Genomic DNA, 21276 nt, shown 5'->3' on the forward strand with positions numbered 1-21276 from the left:
TCATGTCGACAATAGCCAACGACGCGCATCGTCCGGATGCCGAGAATTCAGACGACACGATCTTTTCCGCGGATGCCGAACGCGCGCCGCTGTCCGCCGGACAGCGCAGGGCTTGGTTCGTGCAGACCCGGGACCCCGAGGACGTCACGCTCAACGTCTGCCTGGCCTTCCGTCTGACCGGTGCACTGGACGCGCCCCGGTTGCGCTCCGCGGTCGAACATGTGGTGGCGCGGCATGACATTCTGCACACCACATACGGAGCCGACGCGGACGGTGAGCCGTATCAGGTCCGCGGACGCGATCTGCCTGGCTACTGGCAGGAACACGATCTGGCCGACCTCGCCGAGGCCAGTCGGGAGCGGCGGGTCGAGGTGCTGGCCAGGCGCGCACTGGGCCGGCCATTCGACCTGACCGCCGAGGCTCCTTTGCGCCTCATGCTGATTCGCACCGGCGCGGCCGAGTTCGTCCTCGTCCTGGTGGTCCACACAATATGCTGGGACGACGATTCCTGGAGCATCGTTCGCGCGGAGCTCGACGCTGCATACAACGGCATGCCCCTGCCCGCGGACCCCGCCCAATTCGTGGATGTCGCCGTACACGGCGGCGGAGATGTGGAGAGCGATCCCGTCGCGATCGACTACTGGCTGCACACACTGCGTCCGCTGCCGCACGCGCTGGAACTGCCCGGCAGGCCTTCCGCCGGCGGTGCGAGCGCGCGGCAGACCGGACACAGGAGGCTCGACGTGCCTGCCGGCCTCGTCGACCGAGTAGTGAGTTTCACCAGCGATTACGACGTCACTCCGTTCGCGACGCTGCTTGCCGCCTACTACGCGGTGATCCACCGCTACACCGCGACGACAGACTTCCTCGTCGCGGTTCCGGTGTCCAATCGCGGCCCCTCGGCGATCTCCGTGGTCGGCTACTTCGGCAATACGCTGCTGATGCGGGCTCGGCTGCGGCCCGCCGATTCGTTCGCCGATTTCGTCGCGGCGGTCGCGGCGGACTGTACGGCGGCCTTCACAAATCAGGGTGTCGGCATCGACCGCGTGGTGCGGGAGACCAACCCGGACCGAGCCGCGGGCCGCGACGGGCTGGAGGAACTCGTCCGCGTCGGATTCGGGGCGCGGGAGGGAATACGCGGCTTCGAGTTCGACGGGATCGACTGTGCCGCAGTTGAATTCGGTAACACGGAGGCGCAACTCCCGCTGCGCCTCACCGTCGTGCTCGACCAGCGCGGTGTTCATCTGGAGGCTGAATATCAGGCAGATAAACTGACGCAGGCTCTCGTCGACCAGTTGCTCGAGCACTTCCTGACGCTCCTCACCAGCGCGGTGGCCGATCCCTCCCGCGCGGTCGGCGAACTGGATCTCTTCGGCGACCGCAATCGCGCGCGCCTGCTTGCGCTCTCGCACGGTGAGCTGGTCGATGCGCCGCCGACCACCGTGGTGGAGTTGGTGCGACGCCGGATCACCGCGACGCCGGACGTGGTTGCCGTCGTAGCCCCGGGGTCCGACGGCACACCTGATGTGGAGCTGACCTACCGAGCATTGGATCGCCGCGCGAATCGGTTGGCGCACTGGCTGATCGATCAGGGTATCGGCGCGGAAGACATCGTCGCGCTGAGGTTGCCCACCTCGGTGGAGTTCGTGGTCGCAGTGCTCGGCGTGCTCGCCGCCGGCGCCGCATATCTGCCGGTCGATCCAGCCAACTCCGACGAGCGGATCTCCGATATCGATCGCGATGCCCGCCCCCGGTTGGTGCTCGGCCGAGTGGAACTGGCCGCTGCGGAGGAGATCGCGGCCCCGTTGCCCGAGCATCCACCGACGGACGCGGAACGGGTGCGGCCACTTCGCCCCGACAACCTGGCCTATCTGGTCTACACATCGGGAACGACCGGAAGGCCGAAGGGCGTGCCCGTTTCACACGCGGCGCTGACCGAGCACCTTGCGGGTTTCGCGGCCGAGTGGGGGATGAGCGCGCACGATCGGCTGTTGCAGTCGGCGCCGGTCAGCTTCGATGCCTCGCTGCTGGACCTTTTCGTCACATTGACCGTCGGTGCCCGGCTGGTGATTCCGAAACCCGATGCGTTTCACGACATCCCCTACGTCGCCGAGCTGATCGCCAGGTACAAGGTGACGGTGTTGCACATGGTGCCTTCGACGTTGAGCACCTTCCTGATGCTGCCGGAGGTGAGCGAGTGGCGAGCGCTGCGGCACGTGCCGGTCGGTGGTGAGGCTCTGCTCGGCGAGGTCGCCGATCGCTTCGCCGGCGTGTTCGACGCCGAATTACGCAACCACTACGGCCCCACCGAGGCCGTCGTCTCCGCCACGCACCTGACGGTGGAGGGGCCACAGGGCACGCGCATTGTGCCGATCGGCGTGCCGAATCGGAATGTCTATGTCTACCTGCTCGACGATCGCCTGCAACTGGTTCCCTCCGGCGTCGTCGGTGAAATCTACTTGGGTGGAAGGCAATTGGCTCGCGGCTATCTGAATCGGCCGGGGCTCACCGCGGAGCGGTTCGTCGCCGACCCGTTCCTGCTCGGGCAGCGGCTCTACCGCACCGGCGATCTGGCTCGTCGGGATGCCGACGGTGTGCTCGAATTCGTCGGCCGCGCCGACGAACAGGTGAAGGTACGCGGGTACCGGGTCGAACTCGGCGAGGTGGAGGCCGCGATCTCGGGTCATCCCGCGGTCGCCCACTGCGTTGTCGTCGCGACGTCGGACGCCGCGATCGGCACCATGCTGGCGGCCTACGTGGTTCCCGCCGATGGCGCGGCGGTCGACCTCGAGCAGGTGCGTGTGCATGCCGCCGCGGTACTGCCGGACTACATGCTGCCCGCGGCCTACGCCGTGCTCGACGCGATTCCGCTGACCGCGCACGGCAAGCTGGATCGGAAGGCGCTACCCCAGCCGGTCCGGGGCGCGACACGCACCTTCCGGGAGCCCGGTTCCGCCAACGAGATCCGGCTCGCCGAGCAGTACGGGCGGATCCTCGGTCTCGACCGGATCGGCGCCGACGACTCCTTCTTCGACCTGGGCGGCCACTCGCTGCTCGCCCATCGCCTGGTGGCATGGATTCGGGAGGAGTTCGGGGTGGAACTCGACGTCCGAGTGCTGTTCGGCAGCCCGAGCGTCGCCGGTCTCGCCGCGTTGATCGAGTCCCGGTCGGCGCGGCTGGGCCGTTCGACCCGAGTTCCTGCCCTGTCGGGCTCCGAGAAGTGGCGCGTCGTCTCCGAGTGGTCCACCGGGGTGGAACTCACCGAGGTGCCGACGCTTGCCGCGCTACTGGGCCGCGCCCGGGGCTTTCCACCGGATCGCGTCGCGGTGCGCCACGGCGACGAGAAGCTGACCTACGGCGTGCTGGCCGCATGGCTCGGCGGGGCGGGCGAGCAGGCGCGGGCGGTTCCCGGATGGCTGCTCACCGCACTCGACGCGGCCGTCCGGCACGCCGAACCGCTGGTCCTGCCCGAACCGGGCGCGCAGACGATCGTGCTGAGTTCCGCCGCCCTGGCAGCGGCGGTCGCCGATCGGCGCGCCGTGGCCGCCGATCATCGAGGCCGCCCCGACCCGGCGCGCGGTTGCGTCGAGACCCAGTTGGTCGACGCGGTGTGGGGGAGCGTGCGGATGTGTGTCGAGCTATTGGCCGCTGTGGCGGACGGCGCGACGCTGCTCGTCCCCACCGATGCGCAGCGTCGGGACCCGGTTGCGCTCGCCGCGCTGATCGCCGCGCATGCGGTGGCGCACGTTGCGGTCGAACCGCCCGCATTCATCGGTATGACAGCGGCTGTCGGCGACGCGTCCAGCGTGCGTCGCTGGGATGTGGTCGGAATCGATTGGTGTGCAACCCTTCCTGACATTGCCGCGGGGATGTCGGCGAGCTCGGTCCTTGCCTTCGGCTACCACGTGCCGGAGTACGCCGGGGTCGCCGCGCGCGGCCCGCTGGACGGGACTCGGCGGGCCCGGCCCGTACCCGGCGCCAGGGTGCTCGTGCTCGACGACATGTTGCAGCCGGTGGCGCCCGGCGTGCGCGGTGCGGTGTATGTCGGCGGCGCCGGCCTCGCGTCCGGGCATCAGGACGCCTGCGCGGCGGATCGTTTCGTCGCCGATCCGTTCGTCCCCGGCGGCCGGCTGTTCCGAACCGGAGACCACGCGCGGTGGGATCCGGAGGGGTGGCTTGTCTTGGAGACCCGCGGGTCGTGGGTCCTGAACTCGATAAGGAGCTACGAATGAATGTGGGTCTGCGAACGGTGCCGCGGAATCGCCGCCCAGGGCGGGGTTTGATGACCAGGCTCGGCGCGGTAGTGCTGGCCGTCGGCCTCGCAGGCGGTGCGGTGGCGTGCGGTTCGTCCGACCCCGCCACCGACACCGACGGCGAGGCCCGGTCCGTCACCATCAAGCACTCTTTCGGTGAGACGACGGTGGTCGGTCGCCCGGAGCGGATTGTCGCGCTGGGAAACCAGTGGCTCGACGCTACCCAGGCGCTCGGTGTACGGCCAGTGGGCCACATCGACAACACCCTCGGCGTCACCGGTGGGATCGCGCCGTGGGAGCCGGAGTCGCTGAAGCAGTCCAAGCCCCTCAGCCTCTCCGGTGACATCGTCGAGCAGATCGCCGCACTGGAGCCCGACCTGATCCTGGTGCCCGGCATCCAGGTGGACAAGGCGATGTACGAGAAGCTGGGCAAGCTGGCGCCCACCATCGGTCCGGTCACCATCGGCGCGCAGATCGACAACTGGGTGGACGAACTCAACGCCCTCGGCAACGTGCTCGGCAAAGAATCCGACGCGACCAGGGTCATCTCGGAGGTGCAGGGCAAGGTCGCCGCGGTCGCGCAGCGCTACCCGGGTCTGCGCGGCAAAACCTTCCTCACCTGCATGCTGACCGCGGCGACTCAGTTGATGGTGCTGGCCGATCCGAAGGATGGCTCGGCCGCGCTGTTCGATCAGCTCGGCCTGAGCATCCCCGAGCACATCGCCAAGGAGGCCCCGCTCGGCGGGCGGCTGGCGCTCTCGCCGGAGCGGCTCGGCGATCTGGACTCGAACCTGCTGACCTGCGGCGCCATGACCGGCCTCGAGGACAAGTTCAAACAGCTGCCCGGATTCGCCGAACTCCCTTCGGCGCGCGCCGGCAGCTTCGCCTTGGTCGACGTAGTGACGATCAGCGCGATCAACTCGCCGACGGCGCTGTCGGTGCCCTACCTGCTCGACAAGCTCGACCCCGCGCTGGCGGCCGCCGCCAAGTAGGCGTGACGGTTCGATGCGCAAGATCTCTGCTCGAAAGGACCCGCAATGCCAAACTCACTCGTGCAGCCCGCTCGGACATCGAGCGCGCGCGGCGTACCGCTGTCGTTGACGCAGCAGGCCGCGCTGCTGCCGGAAAGGCTGCGTCAGGTGCCCGCCGTGAATCTCTTTCTCGCGCTGGAGATTTCCGGTGACCTCGACGTCGCCGCAATGGAGCGGGCTGCCGTCGTGGTGCTGACCGACCACGAGATCCTGCGCACCGTCTATCCGGCTGATCGGCGGATCCCGTACCAGCAGGTGGTGCCGGTACCGGACCGAGTGCTCGAGGTCAGCGAGCTCGAGCCCGCCCAACTCGACGCCCGCTTGCGCACCGATGCCGATGCACGCTTCGATGTGGTACGGGACCTCCCGGTGCGGCTGCGGCTCTACCGACTTCCCGCGCAGCACGTTCTCTCGGTCACCGTGCACCCGGTCGCCGCCGATGACAGGGCGTTGGAGCTGTTGGTGCGCGCGCTGTTCGCGGGTGGCACGGGTGCCGAGCGGGTGGAGTCGGCGCAGTATCGCGAGTTCGTCCCCGCGCAGCTGAAGGACCTGGTGGCGACCGCGGCCACCGACGCCGACCTGGCCTACTGGACCGAGCGGCTCGCCGATCTGCCGTTGCGGCCGACGCCGGTGTCGGATCGGAGCTCCGGCGACGCCCAGCGCGAGCTGCGGCTGACGGCCGATACCGTCGCCGCACTGCTGGACGCCGACCCGGACGCGGATCACGCGGCGGTGTTCGCGGCCCTGGTGTCGGCGATCCTCGCCGACGCGGGACTCGGCGACGACATTCCGGTCGGCTTGGTGTATCCGGCGCGAACCGAGCCTGCCGAGCACACCATTGGCAACTTCGCCAACCATCTGGTACTGCGGATCGCCGCGCCGGGCGGGCGCAGCGCGCGCCAGATGATTTCAGCCGCGGCCGAAACCGCCGCGCAAGCGCACGAGCATCGCAACGCCAGGATCGAGCGGCTCACCCATCTGCTCGGTGGCACCGGTTCCTCGGCGGGCAATTCGTTGTTCCCCGTGCTGGTCCGGGTTTATCCCGACGCGTCGGATGAGCAGGCGCCGAGCGGATGTACGGTGCGCGAGCTGGCGCGACGCACGGCGCGGCCTGCCGGGGTAGACCTCGTCTTCGACGTCGCTGTTTCCGCCGAGGGAGCGCGGGTACGTATCGACTTCCCCGCCGTAGTGGCCGGCCTGCGCGAGATCGATGAGTTCGTGGCGCGATTCGGGGCGCAGTGCCATGCGTGGGCGGCGGACCTCGATGCCGTCCTGCCCGCGACGAGCGGCGGTTTCGCGCTGTTCGCCGCGCCGTCGACCGATGACATGTTCGGACTGCCCGGCCGGGGTGGCGCACCGATCACTGCGACCGAACAGCTGCTCACCGACGCCATTCGGCAGATCTTGGAATTCGACGAAGACGACGAGATCGGCCGCGAAGACACCTTCTTCTCGCTGGGCGGTGACAGCATCGCCGCGCTGCGTCTGGTCACCCTGCTCGGCGAGCGGGGCCATGCGGTGGAAGTGCAGACCGTCTTCGGTTTTCCGGTGCTACACGAGCTGGCCGCCGAGCTGGATCGTGCCGCAGGCGCTGCGGCTCCCGTGCAACCCGCCGCCGCAGCCGAGGTGGCACCGATGAGCGCCTCCGGCCTCGACGCTGCCACGCTGAGCGCGCTCGGCAGAAAGTTCGGCGCCAAGTGAGTATCGAACTGCTCGACGTCATCGCGTTGTCTCCGCTACAACGTGGGCTGTACTCGGTGAGCACGACCTCCCGCGGCATCGATCCGTACCTGGTGACCTTCTCGGTGCGGGTGGAGAACCTGATCGACCTCGCTACCCTGCGCGCGGCATTCGACCAACTGCTGCAACGATATCCGCAGCTGGGGGCGAGCGTGGTGAGCGATGATCTGCCGCATCCGGTTTTGGTCATCACCACCGCTGGTCGCATCGGCTGGCACGAAGTCGATCTGCGGCGGGCCGACGATCCGGTCGCCGCGGCCCGGCGCATCTACTCCGACGAGGGCAGGCGTCGGATCGACCTGGACAGCGGGCCACTGTTCCGGGTCACCGCCGCGCGGATCGGCGAGCGCGACTACGAATTGATCTGTACCGCACACCATCTGGTGGTGGACGGCTGGTCCATCCCGTTGATGTTCGCCGACCTGATCGCACTGCACCGCGGCGAGGGAACGGCACTGCCGACTCCGCTGCCGCTGCGCGATCACGCGGCCTGGCTGGCCGCCAAGAACTCCGAGGCAGCGCAGCGGGCGTGGCGCGACGCGCTGGCGGAACTCGCGCCGATGCCGATGATCGTGCCGCCCGCCGATCCAGATCTGCCTGTGGTGGGCGAGGCCCGCTTCGGCAGGCCGGAAACCGAGGCGGTGGCCGCGTGGGCCCGCGCCCGCGGCCTGACGTTGAACACGCTGCTCCAGCTGACCTGGGCCAGGATCCTGTCCGGACTGACAGGACGGGACGACGTGGTGTTCGGTCAGACCACCTCGGGCCGCGACGCGACACTGCCGGGCGCCGAACATCTGGTCGGCGCCTTGGTGGCGACGATTCCGGTGCGGGTCCGCGTCGACGAGCGGGAACCAGGGCAGGTGGCTGCGCACTTGCAGCGTCAGGTGGCGCAGCTGCGTACTCACGAGTATCTGGGTATGGCCGAGATCACCCGGTCGGCGGGGGGCGGGCAGCTGTTCGACACGCTGCTGGTCTTCGAGAACGTGCCGGTAGGTGCGATGACCGGGACGATGGAGATGGGCGGGGGCGCCCGGCTCATCGCGCGCCGCATCGACTCGCCGAGCCACTACCCCCTCACCATGGTGCCGATTGTCGAGAACGGTGAGTTGATCAGCCGCGTGGAGATCCGGCCGGACCTGACCGCCCGGTTCGATCCGGACCGGCTCGCACTGCGCATGCTCGTGGTGTTGCGCAGGCTCATCGAGGCACGGCGCTACTGCGACGTCGACATACTGCTCGACGACGAGCCGTCCGCGCTGCGCGCGAAATCCCCTGCTGCTCCACTGATTTCCTATAATTCGGACCTCGACGGCCAGCAGAACGTGCCGGACGCGCTGCTTGCCGCGGTCGACCGGGCGGCCGATGCGGTCGCCGTGATCGACGCCGAGGGCCCGCAGACCTTCGCCCAGTTCGGCGCCGCGGTGCGGGAGCTGGCTGCGAACCTTGGCACGCTCGCGCTACCGCAGGGTGCGGCGGTCGCCGTCGTACTGCCACGGGACCGACGGGTGTTGCAGGCGCCTTTCGCGATCGGGCGCGCTGGCGGACTGTGCGTGCACGTCGATCCGGCGACGCCGGTCGAACGGCTCGGCTACCTGTTGGAAACCGCCGACGTACGGGTGGTGCTCGGCGACGAGTCGCTGGCCGAGGCGCTGGATGCGGTGCGCGCGACGGGCGTCGACGTGCTGCATGCGGTTCCGGACGGCGAAGGGGGTCTACGTGTGCTCGGTGCGCACCGGGATGGTCCGGAGCCGTCCGCACGGCCCGCGACACCGGAGAGCCCGTTCTACGTCGTCTACACCTCCGGCACCACCGGAAGGCCGAAAGGCGTTGTGGTGGCGCATCGGGCGCTGCTCAACCACTGGTCGAACCACCGCCGCCGGATCTTCGAGCCCGCCGCCGCGCGACTCGGGCGGCGGCTGCGGATCGGTCACGGTTGGTCGACCGGCTTCGACGCGGCGTGGCAGCCGACCGTGGCACTGCTCAGCGGGCATACCGTTGTGCTGCTCGGCGATTCGGTGCGCACCGATGCCGAGCAGATCGTCGAGGCGATCGCGCGGCACGATATCGATATCTTCGACACCTCACCGTCCATGCTGAGCCGGTTGATCCCCGCAGGACTGTTCGCCGAGCGAGACGGCCGCGAGCACTGCCCGCTGACCGTGCTCGCGCTCGGTGGCGAGGCGATCAGCCAGCACACGTGGACGCGGCTGCGCGGTCTCGACGGCACCCGGGTCGTCAACTTCTACGGGCCCACCGAGACCACGGTGGAGGCGCTGATGGCCGATGTGCACGAGCATCGCGCGCCCACCATCGGCGGGCCGTTCGACGCGATGACCGCCGAGGTGCTCGATCACCGGATGCGTCCGGTGCCGCCCGGTGGTCAGGGTGAGCTCTATCTCTCCGGCGCCCAGTTGGCGATCGGCTATCTCGGCAGGCCGGGGACCACGGCCGCGGCGTTCGTCGCCGGTCCGCGCGGAAGGCGTTACCGCACCGGCGACCTGGTGCGCCGCACGCTGGAGCAAACGGTGATCTACCAGGGCAGGATCGACAGCCAGGTCAAGATCAACGGTTATCGGGTCGAGCCGGACGAGGCGACGGTGGTCTTGCGCGAAGTGGACGGCGTGCGGCAAGCAGCGGCACTGGCCTTCGTAGAGAACGGCAGGACCCGGCTCGGCGCGCTGGTGGTCGGCGATCGATCGGTCTCGGACATCCGCTCGGCGCTGGCGCGGCGGCTGCCGCAGTTCCTCATCCCGACCCGAATCGTGCTCGTCGACGAGATTCCGTTGAACCGCAACGACAAGCTCGACGCGCAGATCGCTACCCAGTTGCTCACCAGAGCGGCCTGCGCTGCCGCCGCGGTCGAGCCCGCGACCGAGACCGAGCGCATGCTGCTCGGGCTGATCGAGGCGATCGGCGAGCAGGCCGAGTCGGGCACGGCGCGCAGGATCGGCATGCTGGACAGCCTCGTCGATCTCGGAGTGGACAGCATCGGCGTGATCGACCTGGTGTCGCGGCTGCGCGGTGTGGGCTATCGGGTGGCTGCCCGCGATCTGCTCGTGGCGGCGGATCTGCGTGAATTGGCCACGCGGCTGGACGAACTCGGTCGGCTCGATGATGCCGACACGACAGCCGACATGGTGCCGGCGGGCACGATTATCGAGCTCACTTCGCTGGCACAGGAGATTCTCGAACACGGCAACTTCCGGTATCTAGCGCAGAGCCAGGTGCTTTCGCTGCCGCAGGAGGCCACTATCGGGGCGGTCGTGGATCGGTTGAGCGCGCTCGCCCTCGCTCATCCGACGCTGCGTTCCCGGCTCGCCGCCCGGGCGGACGGTACCCCTGTGCTGATCGTCGAGGATCCATCGGTGGCCGCGCCGTTGGTCACGATGGCCGTGGCCGATTCGGCGGGTCCGGCGAGTCTGCTCGCCGAGACGGTCGAGCGGCTGAACCCGGAGGCAGGGCACATGGTGTCGGCGACGCTGCTGGAAGGGGCAGGCGCCGAGGGGGTCCCGGAGAAGCGGTTGCTGCTGTCGATTCATCATCTCGCCGTCGACGTCGTGTCGTGGCTCATCCTCGGCGACGATCTGCGCAGGCTGGCAGAGGGCAAACCACCGATCAACGAGACAAGGTCCGCGGCGGATCCGGACTGCGTGCCGAGGGTCGCGCTGCCGGTGCTCGGTGTCCCGCTACGTGGCCGTCTCACCGATCCGGGGCTGGACCGAGCAGCGGACGCGCTCGCACGGGTGGTCGAGCTCGGTGCCGAGTGCACCGAGCGTTTGCTGCGGCGCTGCGCCGAAAGTCGGGTTCCGCTGGAGGATCTGCTGATTCTCGCCTGCGCGCACACGGTCGCCGATACCGCCGACGACACCGGCCGAGTAGCGGTGACCAGGGAGTCGCACGGCCGTGCCGCCGAGGACGACACCCGGCAGGTCGGCTGGTTCACGGTGGAGGAAACCGTGTCGGTGTCGCTGCCGGACGTGGTCGAGTGGGTCCCGGAAGTGGGCAGGCCGCCGCTGGCCGAGCGCACCTTTGCGGCGCGCGGCCAGCTACGGCTGAACCATCTCGGACGGTTCGACCTGCTCGAAGTCGCTCCCGGGCCATGGTCGCCGGTTCCGATGGCGGAATTCGCCACCGAGTTCGGCTGGGCGGTGCACCCGGAGCTGCCGCTGCGATTCACCATCGATGTGTCGACCGCCGTGCTGCCGAGCGCGGACGGGCCGTCGCTGGTGGCTCGATTCGACATCAATTCGGCGGTGCTCCGCGCGGACGAGGCCGACGAGCGGGCCGCACGGTGGGCGGAGCTGCTGGCCGGCTTCGCCGACCGGCCCGCGGCGATGGCGCGCTGAGCGGGTCGGGATGTGGCCGCGACCCGGTGTGACATCCGCGCCGGGTCCGCATGTGCTGGACGGTGGCCGCGGGGGAGAGGCGCGGACGTCCGGTCGGAAAATTCGAAGATAGGTTAGGCAACCCACATTCTGCCTTCGCGGGCGTTCGATGCGTTACGATCCCATGAATGTTAGGCAAGGCTTGCCTATTGCCCCTGGTGGGGCTGTTCGTTGGCTGTGAGGAGTCCGATGCTCGGCAAGGCGGAAGTCCGCGACATCGTTGCGGCGGATCTGGGCGTATCCCCCGAATCAATCGGCTACGACGACGATCTGGTCAGCCTGGGCATGCACTCGATGATGCTCATGCGTCTGGCGGCCACGTGGCGCAAACAGGGTTATGACGTGCGCAGCTCGGGTCTCGCGCTGGAGCCGACCGTCGAGGCGTGGGCGCGGCTGCTCGCCGGCAGCCGGCCGGCCGAGCCCGCGGCAGCCGCGCCCGCGGTGCCCGCGCCGACAGGCGAATCGGACATGGTCTCCGACGAATTCGCGCTCGCCACCATGCAGCACGCCTACTGGGTCGGCCGCAGGCAGGATCAGCGGCTCGGCGGGGTCGCCGCGCACCTGTACGTCGAATTCGACGGCACGGGATTGGAACTCGAGCGGATGCGGCGCGCGACCCAGCGGCTGGTGCGCAGGCACGCGATGCTGCGAGCCCAGTTCCTGGACAGCGGCGCCCAGCGAATCCTGCCCGAGCCGGTGGTACCGGTCTTCCATGCCAACGATCTGCGCACCGGTTTCGACGGCGCCGCGATCGACACCGAGTTGGAGCGGATCCGGCAGAACAAGAGCCACCAGCGCATGGACGTCGCGGCAGGACAGGTGGTCGACATCGCCGTCACCGTGTTGCCGGACGGTAGGCACCGGCTGCACCTCGACGTCGACATGGTCGCGGCGGACGCCCAGAGCTACCGCAGAATTCTCGACGATCTGGCCGCGTTGTACGAGGCGGACGACGAGTCGCTCACACCCATCGGCGTCACTTTCCGCGAGTACTTGGTGGCGAAAGAGCGCACCGCGCCGGACAATTCGGCCGACGCACGGTGGTGGGAGAACAAGATCGGCAGCCTGCCGGACATTCCGTCGCTGCCGGTGGTGCCGGAGAACGAGCGCCAGGACCCGTCCCGCAGCATCCGGCTGCATCACTGGTTCGACGCCGCGGCCAAGGCGCGGTTGCACGCGAACGCCCACGGCAACGGCGTGACCCCCGCGGTCACTCTGGCGACCGTTTTCGGCGAGGTCATCGCCCGTTGGTCGACGCAGCAGCGCTTCCTGCTCAACGTGCCGCTGTTCGACCGGGAACCGCTGCACGACGACATCGACCGGGTGGTCGGCGATTTCACCAACTCGGTGCTGGTCGACGTGGACGCGAGCCAGAAGGAGCCTATCGTGGCGCGGGCCAAGCGGCTCCAGCGGGAATTGCACACCTGTGCGGCGCACTCCAGCTACGAGGGCCTGGATGTGCTGCGCGACCTCGGTCGGGTGCGCGGTGCCCCGGTGACGCCTTCGGTGGTGTTCACCTCGGGTCTGGACCTCGGTGAGCTGTTCTCCGAGCGGGTGACTCGCATTTTCGGCGAGCCGGTGTGGATTCTGTCGCAGGGCCCGCAGGTGGATCTCGACGCCCAGGTGGTCGAGCTCGCGGGCGGTCTGCTGGTGAACTGGGACATCCGCCGCGACGCGCTACCGGCGGGCGTCGCCGAGGCCATGTTCGAGCAGTTCCGCCGCGCGCTGGACGCGCTGATCGAGCCGGATGCCGACTGGACGGCAGACCTGAGCATCGACCTGCCCGCCGCGCAGCGGGCGGTGCGCGCTGCCGCGAATGACACCGCCGTCGAGCTCGGCGTGCGCACCCTGCACGGCACCTTCTTCGAACTGGCACGCAGCCGGCCGGAGCGGACCGCGCTGCGCTGGCGTGACGGCGGCACGAGCGGCTACGGCGAACTGGCGGACCAGGCGCTGGCGGTCGGGCACGCGCTGACCGAGGCGGGCGTTCGCCCCGGCGACACGGTCGCCGTCATCGTGTCCAAGGGCCACCGGCAGCTGCCCGCGGTGTTGGGCGTGCTCGCCGCCGGCGCCGCCTATCTGCCCATCGGCACCGACCAGCCGAGCGCCCGCCGGGACCGAATCCTGCTGTGCGGCGCGGTCTCCGTGGCGCTGGTGGACGAATCCGCGGAACTGCCCCACGGCGTCACCACGCTGACGCTCGCCGACGCGCTGGCCGGCCCAAGGCTGGAGCGTGCCTACGACACCGATCCGAATGAGGTGGCGTACGTCCTGTTCACCTCCGGCTCCACCGGCGAGCCCAAGGGCGTCGAGGTGAGCCATCGCGCCGCGGCCAACACGATCGACGCTATCGACACCCGTTTCGGCATCGGCGCCGACGACCGCACCATCGGGCTTTCCGCGCTCGGCTTCGACCTGTCCGTCTACGACATCTTCGCCCCGCTGTCCCACGGCGGCGCGCTGGTCTGCGTGGACGCCGACACCGAGCGTGACGCCGCGGCATGGGCCGGGTTGATCGCCGAGACCGGGGTGACGGTGCTGAACTGCGCGCCCGGCCTGATCGGCATGCTGGCCGACACCGCGCCGCCGGAGCAGCTGCGTTCCCTGCGCATCGTGCTGACCGGTGGCGACCGGGTGAAAACCCAGCTGGCGCGGCGGATGCGGGCCGTAGTGCCGGGCCTGCGCTTCATCGGCCTCGGCGGCACCACCGAGACCGCGATCCACTCCACGGTGTGCGAGGTGAGCGAGGACTTCCCGGCCGAGCGGGGTGACGTGCCCTACGGCACCCCGCTGGCCAATGTGCGACTGCGCGTGGTCAACGGGCGCGGCGAGGACTGCCCGGATTGGGTGCCCGGCGAATTGTGGATCGGTGGCGCCGGCGTGGCCGACGGCTACCGCGGCGATCCGGAGCGGACCGCCGACCGATTCGTCGAGCTGGACGGCGTGCGCTGGTACCGCACCGGCGATTCGGCGCGCTACCTTCCGGACGGCACGGTCGACTTCCTCGGGCGGGCCGACCACCAGGTGAAGATCCGTGGCTACCGGGTCGAGCTCGGCGAGGTGGAATCGGCGCTGGCAGAGCTGCCCGGCGTGGACGATGCGGTCGCGCTGCGCACCGACGCGGGCAGGCTGGCCGCCGCGATCCGGGCGGGCGCCGAGGTGACCGCCGACGGCGTCGCCGCCGCGCTGCGAGAGCTGTTGCCCGGCTACATGATTCCCGACGTGATCGAGGTGCTGGCCGATATCCCGCTGACCGCCAACGGCAAGCTGGACCGGGCCGCTATCCGGCGCAGGCTGGGCGCGGACGATGCGGCGGCCCGGATTGCCTATGTGCCGCCCGCCGACGAGGTGGAGGCGGCAGTCGAGTTCGTCGCCGCACAGGTGCTCGGCATCGACCGGATCGGCGTCGCCACCGACTTCTTCGAGGCGGGCGGTAACTCGATTCTGGCGACCACGCTCACCGGCCGGATCCGCGGCCTGCTCGCGGTGTCCGGTTTCGGCGTCACCGGCGTCTTCGAGGGCCGAACCGTGCGCGGGATCGTCGACGGTCTGCGTGCCGCGGAGGAGGATCCGGCCCGGCTGGAGCGAGTGTGCCGGATTCTGCTCGAGCTCGCGCAGGTGAGCGTCCCGGAGCCCGCGGCGGTCTGAGCGCCCGCCCGAGTTCTGTCAGCACAAGGATTGGTTTGACGCAGATGCGATCGCTGGAAGATCTACAGGAAGCGATGCGAGCCCGGCTCGCGCAGGAAGGGCTCGCCGCGGTGCCCGCGATGCCGGTGCGCCGGGATCCGACCCGCGCCGCCCTGTCTTTCGGGCAGCGCTACGTGTGGGCGCATCAGCAGATCGCACCGGACAGCACCGCCTACAACCTCTGCCTCGCGCTCACCTTCGAGGGCGAGGTGGTCGACGACGCGCTGCGCCGGGCCTTCCTCGCGCTTGCGCAGCGGCACGAGGTGTTGCGCACCACCTACCACAACGACGAGCAGGGCGAGCCCTACCAGCTCATCCATGCCGAACTGCCGCCGCGTGTGTGTGCGGTCGATCTCACCGAGCTGCCCGCGCAGCAGGCGCGGCGTGAGCTGGACGCGCTGGTCGCCGCCGCCGCGCACGAGACCTTCGACCTGTCGCACGAGTCCTCGATGCGGCTGAGCTTCGTGCGCGTCGATCCGCGCAGCCTGGTCGTCGTCATGGTGATCCAGCACATCGCCTGGGACGGCATGACGCTGCCCGCGCTGTCGCGGGACGTGGAGCGGTTCTACCGGGAGGCGCTTGCCGGTTCGATCCGGGTGGAGCAGCCGCGTTTACAGGTCGCCGATTTCGCCGAGTGGGAGCAGGACCTGTTCGCCGAGCAGGACCATGCCGCCGACGAGGCCTTCTGGGCCGCGCAATTCGACGGCGAGGTGCCCGAACTCCCGCTGCCGTACAACCGGCGGCCGGCCACCGTCACCGAGCGCGGCGCCCGGCTGGACCGGCTGCTCAGCCCCGCCGCCGACGCGAATCTGCGTGCGCTGAGCGGGCGTTCGAGCGCGACGCCGTTCGCGGTGTTCCTGGCCGCGTACTACGTCGCGCTGCGCCGGATCACCGGGCAGTCCGAGATCGTCGTCGGCACCACGGTCGCCAACCGTGAAGAGTCGGGCATGGAGCTGCTGATCGGAAACTTCAGCAACATGCTGCCGCTGCGGTTCACCGGAGCCCGCGGCGGCAACAGCGTGCGCGAGAACGACAGTACCCGGCGCGACAGCGCGCGCACGTTCGGCGAACTGATCGAGCATGTGCGCGCGGTGGCCACGGAAGCATTCCGGCACAAGCATTTCCCGCAGGAGGCCCTGGTACGCGCGGTGAACAAGGCGACGGGCAATGTCGGGTCGCGGCTGTTCGACACCATGGTGCTGTTCCTGCATGAGAAGATCGAAGGTCCACAGCTGTCCGACGCGGTCACCAGCTGGCAGTTGGCCGACCACGGTGCCGCGCTGCTGCCCGTCGCGGTCGAGGCGTTCATGCACGCCGACCGCGTCGACGTGCAGATCACCTACCGCACCGACCTTTTCGACGCCGCGACCATCGGGCGGCTGCACGACTACATCGACCGGACCCTGGCCGACGCCGCCGTCGAGCTGCCGGTCCACCGGCTGCTGGTGCTGTCCCCGGCCGACGACACTGCGGTGCGGGCCTGGTCGCGCGGCGATGTCGTGCCGATCGAGCGGGACACCGCCGACGCGATGATCCGGCACTCGGCCGCGACCTACCCGGACCGCACCGCCGTGGTGTTCGGCGACATCGAGCTGAGCTACGCCGAATTCGACGCGCGAGTCAACAGGTTCGCCAGGCTGCTCATCGATCACGGCGTCCGCAACGGCGACCGGGTCGGCGTCTACGCCGAGCGCAGCGAGCGGCTGCCCGTGGTGTTCGCCGCAGTGCTGCGGGCCGGCGCGGTCTACGTGCCGGTGGACCCCAGCTATCCGGCCGACCGCATCGAGTACATGCTCGGCGACGCCGAGCCCGCCCTGTTGGTCCGCGCCGTCTCCGCGGTGCGGGACGCGGCCACGACGGCGGTCGACGGCATCGCGGTGATCGATCTGGACGCACCGGAGATCATCGACGAGCTTACCCGTCATGATGATTCGCCGCTGCGCGCCGACGAGCTCGCCCGTCCGATCCATCCACTGGACGCCGCCTATCTGCTCTACACCTCGGGCACGACGGGCAGGCCGAAGGGTGTGGTGATCAATCACCGCGCGGTCGCCAACCACGTGCAGTGGATGCGCGACTACCTCGGCTTCGGCGCGGAGCGGATTCTGCAGAAGGCGCCGATCGGCTTCGACGTCTCGGTGTTCGAGCTGGTGAACGCGCTGTGTACCGGCTCGGCCACGGTGCTGCCGCCGCCGGACTGGTGGCAGGCCGACGTGGAGGCCCTCGCCGAGATCATCCATCGGCACCGTATTACTCAGGTGTCGCTGGTGCCGAGCGTGGTGCGCGCCTTTCTCGACGCAGGGCCCGATCCGGCCCGGCTGCGGTCCATGCGGTTCGTCTACCTCGGTGGTGAGGCAGTGCCGCCGCCCCTGGTGGAGGAGGCGAGCCGGGTCTTCGGCGGCACGGTGCTCGGCCTGTACGGCCCGACCGAGGCCGCGATGGACCTGACCCATGAGAACTTCGCGGACGCGCTCGCCAGGCCGGAGGAGTTCCGGTCGGCGCTGATCGGCCTGCCGGAATGGAATTCGACCGTCTACGTGCTCGACGAGCAGCTGCGTCAGGTGCCGCCCGGGGTCACCGGCGAGTTGTACCTCGGCGGTGTACAGCTCGCCCAGGGCTACCACCGCAGGCAGGGGCTGAGTTCGGCCACCTTCGTCGCCTGCCCCTTCGCCGACGAGCCCGGCGCACGCATGTACCGCACCGGCGACATCGTGCGCTGGCACCCCAGCGGCAGCCTGGAATACCTGGGGCGGGCCGACGACCAGGTCAAGATCCGCGGTCACCGTATCGAACTCGGCGAGGTCGGTTCGGTGCTGCGTCAGGTGCCCGGCATCGCGTCGGCCGCCGCCATCGCGGTCCACCGCGAAGCCGATACCGCGCTGGTCGCCTACTACGTGGCCGAGCCGGGATCGTCGCTCGCTGCCGGTACCGAGGCCGAGAACACCGAGACGGTCAAGGCGCAGCTCGCCGTGCGACTGCCCCACTACATGATCCCGTCCTTCCTGGTGAAACTGGCCGCGCTGCCACTGACCGCGAACGGCAAGCTGGATCGCAAGGCGCTGCCGGTGCCGGATCCGGTCGGCAGCACCGGACAGGGCCGCGCGCTGCGCGAGGGCACCGAGCACGCGGTGGCCGAGGCGATCCGGCAGGTGCTCGGTATCACCGACCGCACCGAGCTGGCGGCCGAGGACGATTTCCTCGCGCTCGGCGGCGATTCCATCACCGCCATCCGGATCGCATCGGCGCTGAAGAAGGGCGGGTTCCTGATCACAACCAGCGCGCTGTTCGAGGCGCGCACCATAGCTGCGATCGCCGCGGCCACGGAGTCGCTGGACGCGGTCGCCGCACCCGCGCTGACCGAGACCGGCGACGGGACCGGCTGGATTCCGCTCAATCCGATCGCCACCCTGCTCGTCGAGCAGAGCGCCGACTACTCCGCCTACAGCCAGGCGACTGCGGTGGTCACTCCGGTGGACAGCTCGTTCGAGCGGCTCCAGACGGTGCTCGAGCAGATCGTCGACCGGCACCCGCTGCTGCGTGCCCGCATCGCCGACGGTCCGGACGGTGTGCCGGCCTACTATGTGCCGTCCGCGGACGAACCGATCAGCTACCCGGTGCTGGCCGAAATCGAAATCGCCAGAGCCGCATGGGATCAGGAGGCCGAACCAGCACTGCGGGAGCAGCTGCGGAAGCTGAGCGCCGAATTGGATCCCGCCGCAGGCAACATGGTCGGCGCCGCTTGGGTGCGCACTGACGATCACTGTGTCGGCCGTTTGCTGCTCGTGTTGCACCACATGGTGGTGGACGGCGTCTCATGGCGCATCATCAACGACGACCTGCGCCAGCTGTGGGCTGGTGAAGCGTATCCGCATGCGGGCCGGAGCACTTCGGTGCAGACATGGAACACCAACCTGGTGCGGCTTGCGCAGTCGGAGCAAGTGGTCGCCGAACTCCCGTCCTGGCAGGCGATCGCCCGGCATTCCGATCCGCTGCTCGGTGCACGCGCGTTCGACAGCGCGGTCGACACCGTCGCCACCGTGCACGAGATCTCCGCCGAATTGGCCGCCGCCGATACCCGATATCTGATGACCACCGCCGCGCAGATGTTCGGCTGCGACTTCCTGGACATCCAGGTGGCGGCGCTCGCCGTCGCCACGCATCGGTTCCGCCGGGCCAGGAGCAACGACGCCGCGACAGTCTCGCTCACCATGGAGCGGCACGGCCGCGCCGAGAACCTTTTCGCCGGTGTGGATCTGGCCAACACGGTGGGTTGGTTCACCGCCGCGTACCCCGTCGCGCTGGAGCTGGACGGCGAGCCCGAGATGGTCGGCGCGGTGAAGGCAGTCAAGGAACAACTGCTGGCGGTGCCGGAATCCGGTATCGGCTGGGGGCTGCTGCGCCGGCTCAACCCCGAGACTCGAAAGGTCCTTGCGCAGTATGCGGCACCGCAACTGAGCTTCAACTACATGGGTCGCTTCGCGGTGCCGGACGCCGCGGGCTTGTTACACGACTGGGTCGCCGCACCGGAATTCGGCTACCTCGGTGGTCACGCCGACGCGACGATGCCCGCGCCGGCGCTGCTCGACATCAACACCGTGACATTGATCGACGACGACACCCAGGTGCTGCGCGCCTCGTTCCGATTTCCGTCCGGCCCGATCACCGAGGACGCGGTGCGCGAGCTGGCCGAGTCGTGGGTCTCCGCATTGCGCGAGCTGGCGGACGCGGTGCGGGACAACCCGATCCGGCAGCTGACGCCCAGCGATGTCCTCGCCGACGGCCTCACCCAGTCGGATCTGGATCGCTGGCGCGCACGCTACGGCGCATACCAGGACGTATACCCGCTGGCGCCGATGCAGGCCGGCCTGTACTTCACCGCGCTGAGCACGGCCGGCCGCGACTTGTACACGGTGCAGACCATGATCACGGTCCGCGGCGAACTCGACCTGCCGCGCCTGGCCCGGTCGCTGGACACCGTGCTGAACAGATATCCGAACCTGCGCATTGTCGTCTCGGTGTCGTCCGCGGGCCAGCCCTACGGCATCGTCACCGAACACGTGCCGATCGAGTTGCGCGAGCTCGACTATTCAACCGCAGCGGACGCGCAGGCGCTGGTACGCGACTATTTCGACGCGGATCTGGCCGTACCGTTCGACCTGGCGCACGGGCCGCTCATCCGCACGGTGGTGATCCACCTGCCAGGAGACCGACACCTGCTGATGTTGACGCTGCACCACATACTGACCGACGGCTGGTCCGGGCAGTTGCTGCCGCGCGAGATCTTCGCCGACTACTTCAGCGGCGGAAAGGCGGAACCGCTGGGCAAGCCGGAGACTTTCGCGCGCTTCCTCGCCTTGACCAAGCAGCGCGAGCAGGCCACCGAGGCCGCCTGGGACGGCTACGTCAGTGCCGCGCAGCCGTGCGTCGTCGCACCGAACCGGACGCCCGGCGAGGGCGGAGTCCCCGCATCGCGTGCGTTCACCGTCGACGCGGAGGTGGTGCAACGGCTGAACGAACTGGCCGCGTCGGTTGGCACCACGTTCAGCCTGGTGTGCCAGTTGGCGTGGGCGAGCGTGCTGCACTGCGTCACCGGTAACGAGTCGGTGGTCTTCGGCGAGGTGGTCTCGGGCCGGCCCGCCGACCTGGACGACGTCGAGACCGCGATCGGCTGTTTCGTCAACACGATTCCGGTCGCGATCGCCGTGGAGCCCACCGATACCTGGCGTGCTCGGCTGACCGAGCTGCAGCGCCGCAGGCTGGAACTGATGGAGCACCACCAGTACCGGCTCACCTCCGCGATGCGGGCCGCGGGCGCGCGCAAGCTGTTCGACAGCATGTTCGTCCTGCAGTCCTACCCGCCGGGGCGCGACGAGCTGGCTCGGCTGCTCGCCGAAGGCGGACTCGACCTGGTCTCGTTCGAAGGCGGCGGCGCCACCGACAATGCCCTGCTGCTCATGGTTTTCCCGGCGAACTCACTGCTGCCCGGCGACGGCGTGCAAGTGATGATCTTCTACGCCGCGGACGCATTCGACGAGGGCGAAGCCGAAATCATCGAAGCCGCCTTCCACAACACCCTGCGTGTGATCGCCGAGGACGCCGATCGACCGATCGGCGCCGCGCCGGTGCTCGACGACGAGGACCAGGCGATGTTGGTGATGCGCCGGATGTGGCAGTGACCGA

The 21276-nt window shown here is 69.3% G+C and carries 6 protein-coding genes; all 6 read left to right on the forward strand.

The annotated features are described in order from the left end of the window. The first annotated feature begins 2 nt into the window (after positions 1-2). The 6 genes from AB4Z47_RS19735 to AB4Z47_RS19760 all read left to right on the forward strand — a co-directional run bounded on the left by AB4Z47_RS19735 (position 3) and on the right by AB4Z47_RS19760 (position 21272). On the forward strand, positions 3-4232 hold the full coding sequence (locus AB4Z47_RS19735; protein ID WP_441952700.1) for an amino acid adenylation domain-containing protein: 4230 nt from the start codon (positions 3-5) through the stop codon (positions 4230-4232). Next, positions 4229-5245 carry an ABC transporter substrate-binding protein gene (locus tag AB4Z47_RS19740; protein ID WP_441952702.1) on the forward strand — a complete coding sequence of 339 codons (1017 nt, stop codon included), beginning with the start codon at positions 4229-4231 and terminating at the stop codon, positions 5243-5245. The genes AB4Z47_RS19735 and AB4Z47_RS19740 overlap by 4 nt, the downstream gene beginning before the upstream one ends. Positions 5246-5290: 45 nt before the next feature. Next, complete coding sequence (locus AB4Z47_RS19745) at positions 5291-6985, forward strand: condensation domain-containing protein (RefSeq protein WP_441952704.1); 1695 nt, start codon at positions 5291-5293, stop codon at positions 6983-6985. Beyond that, entirely contained in the window at positions 6982-11370 is a 4389-nt protein-coding gene (locus tag AB4Z47_RS19750) for an AMP-binding protein (RefSeq protein ID WP_441952706.1), read from the forward strand. Before AB4Z47_RS19745 ends, AB4Z47_RS19750 begins: the two co-directional genes overlap by 4 nt. Before the next feature lie 228 nt (positions 11371-11598). Then, positions 11599-15057 carry an amino acid adenylation domain-containing protein gene (locus AB4Z47_RS19755; protein WP_441952708.1) on the forward strand — a complete coding sequence of 1153 codons (3459 nt, stop codon included), beginning with the start codon at positions 11599-11601 and terminating at the stop codon, positions 15055-15057. Between the two features lie 44 nt (positions 15058-15101). Beyond that, positions 15102-21272, forward strand: a complete 6171-nt coding sequence (locus AB4Z47_RS19760) for an amino acid adenylation domain-containing protein (protein ID WP_441952776.1) — start codon at positions 15102-15104, stop codon at positions 21270-21272. Positions 21273-21276 lie beyond the last annotated feature (4 nt).

This window comes from Nocardia sp. 2TAF39, from assembly GCF_052114905.1.
Classification (GTDB): domain Bacteria; phylum Actinomycetota; class Actinomycetes; order Mycobacteriales; family Mycobacteriaceae; genus Nocardia.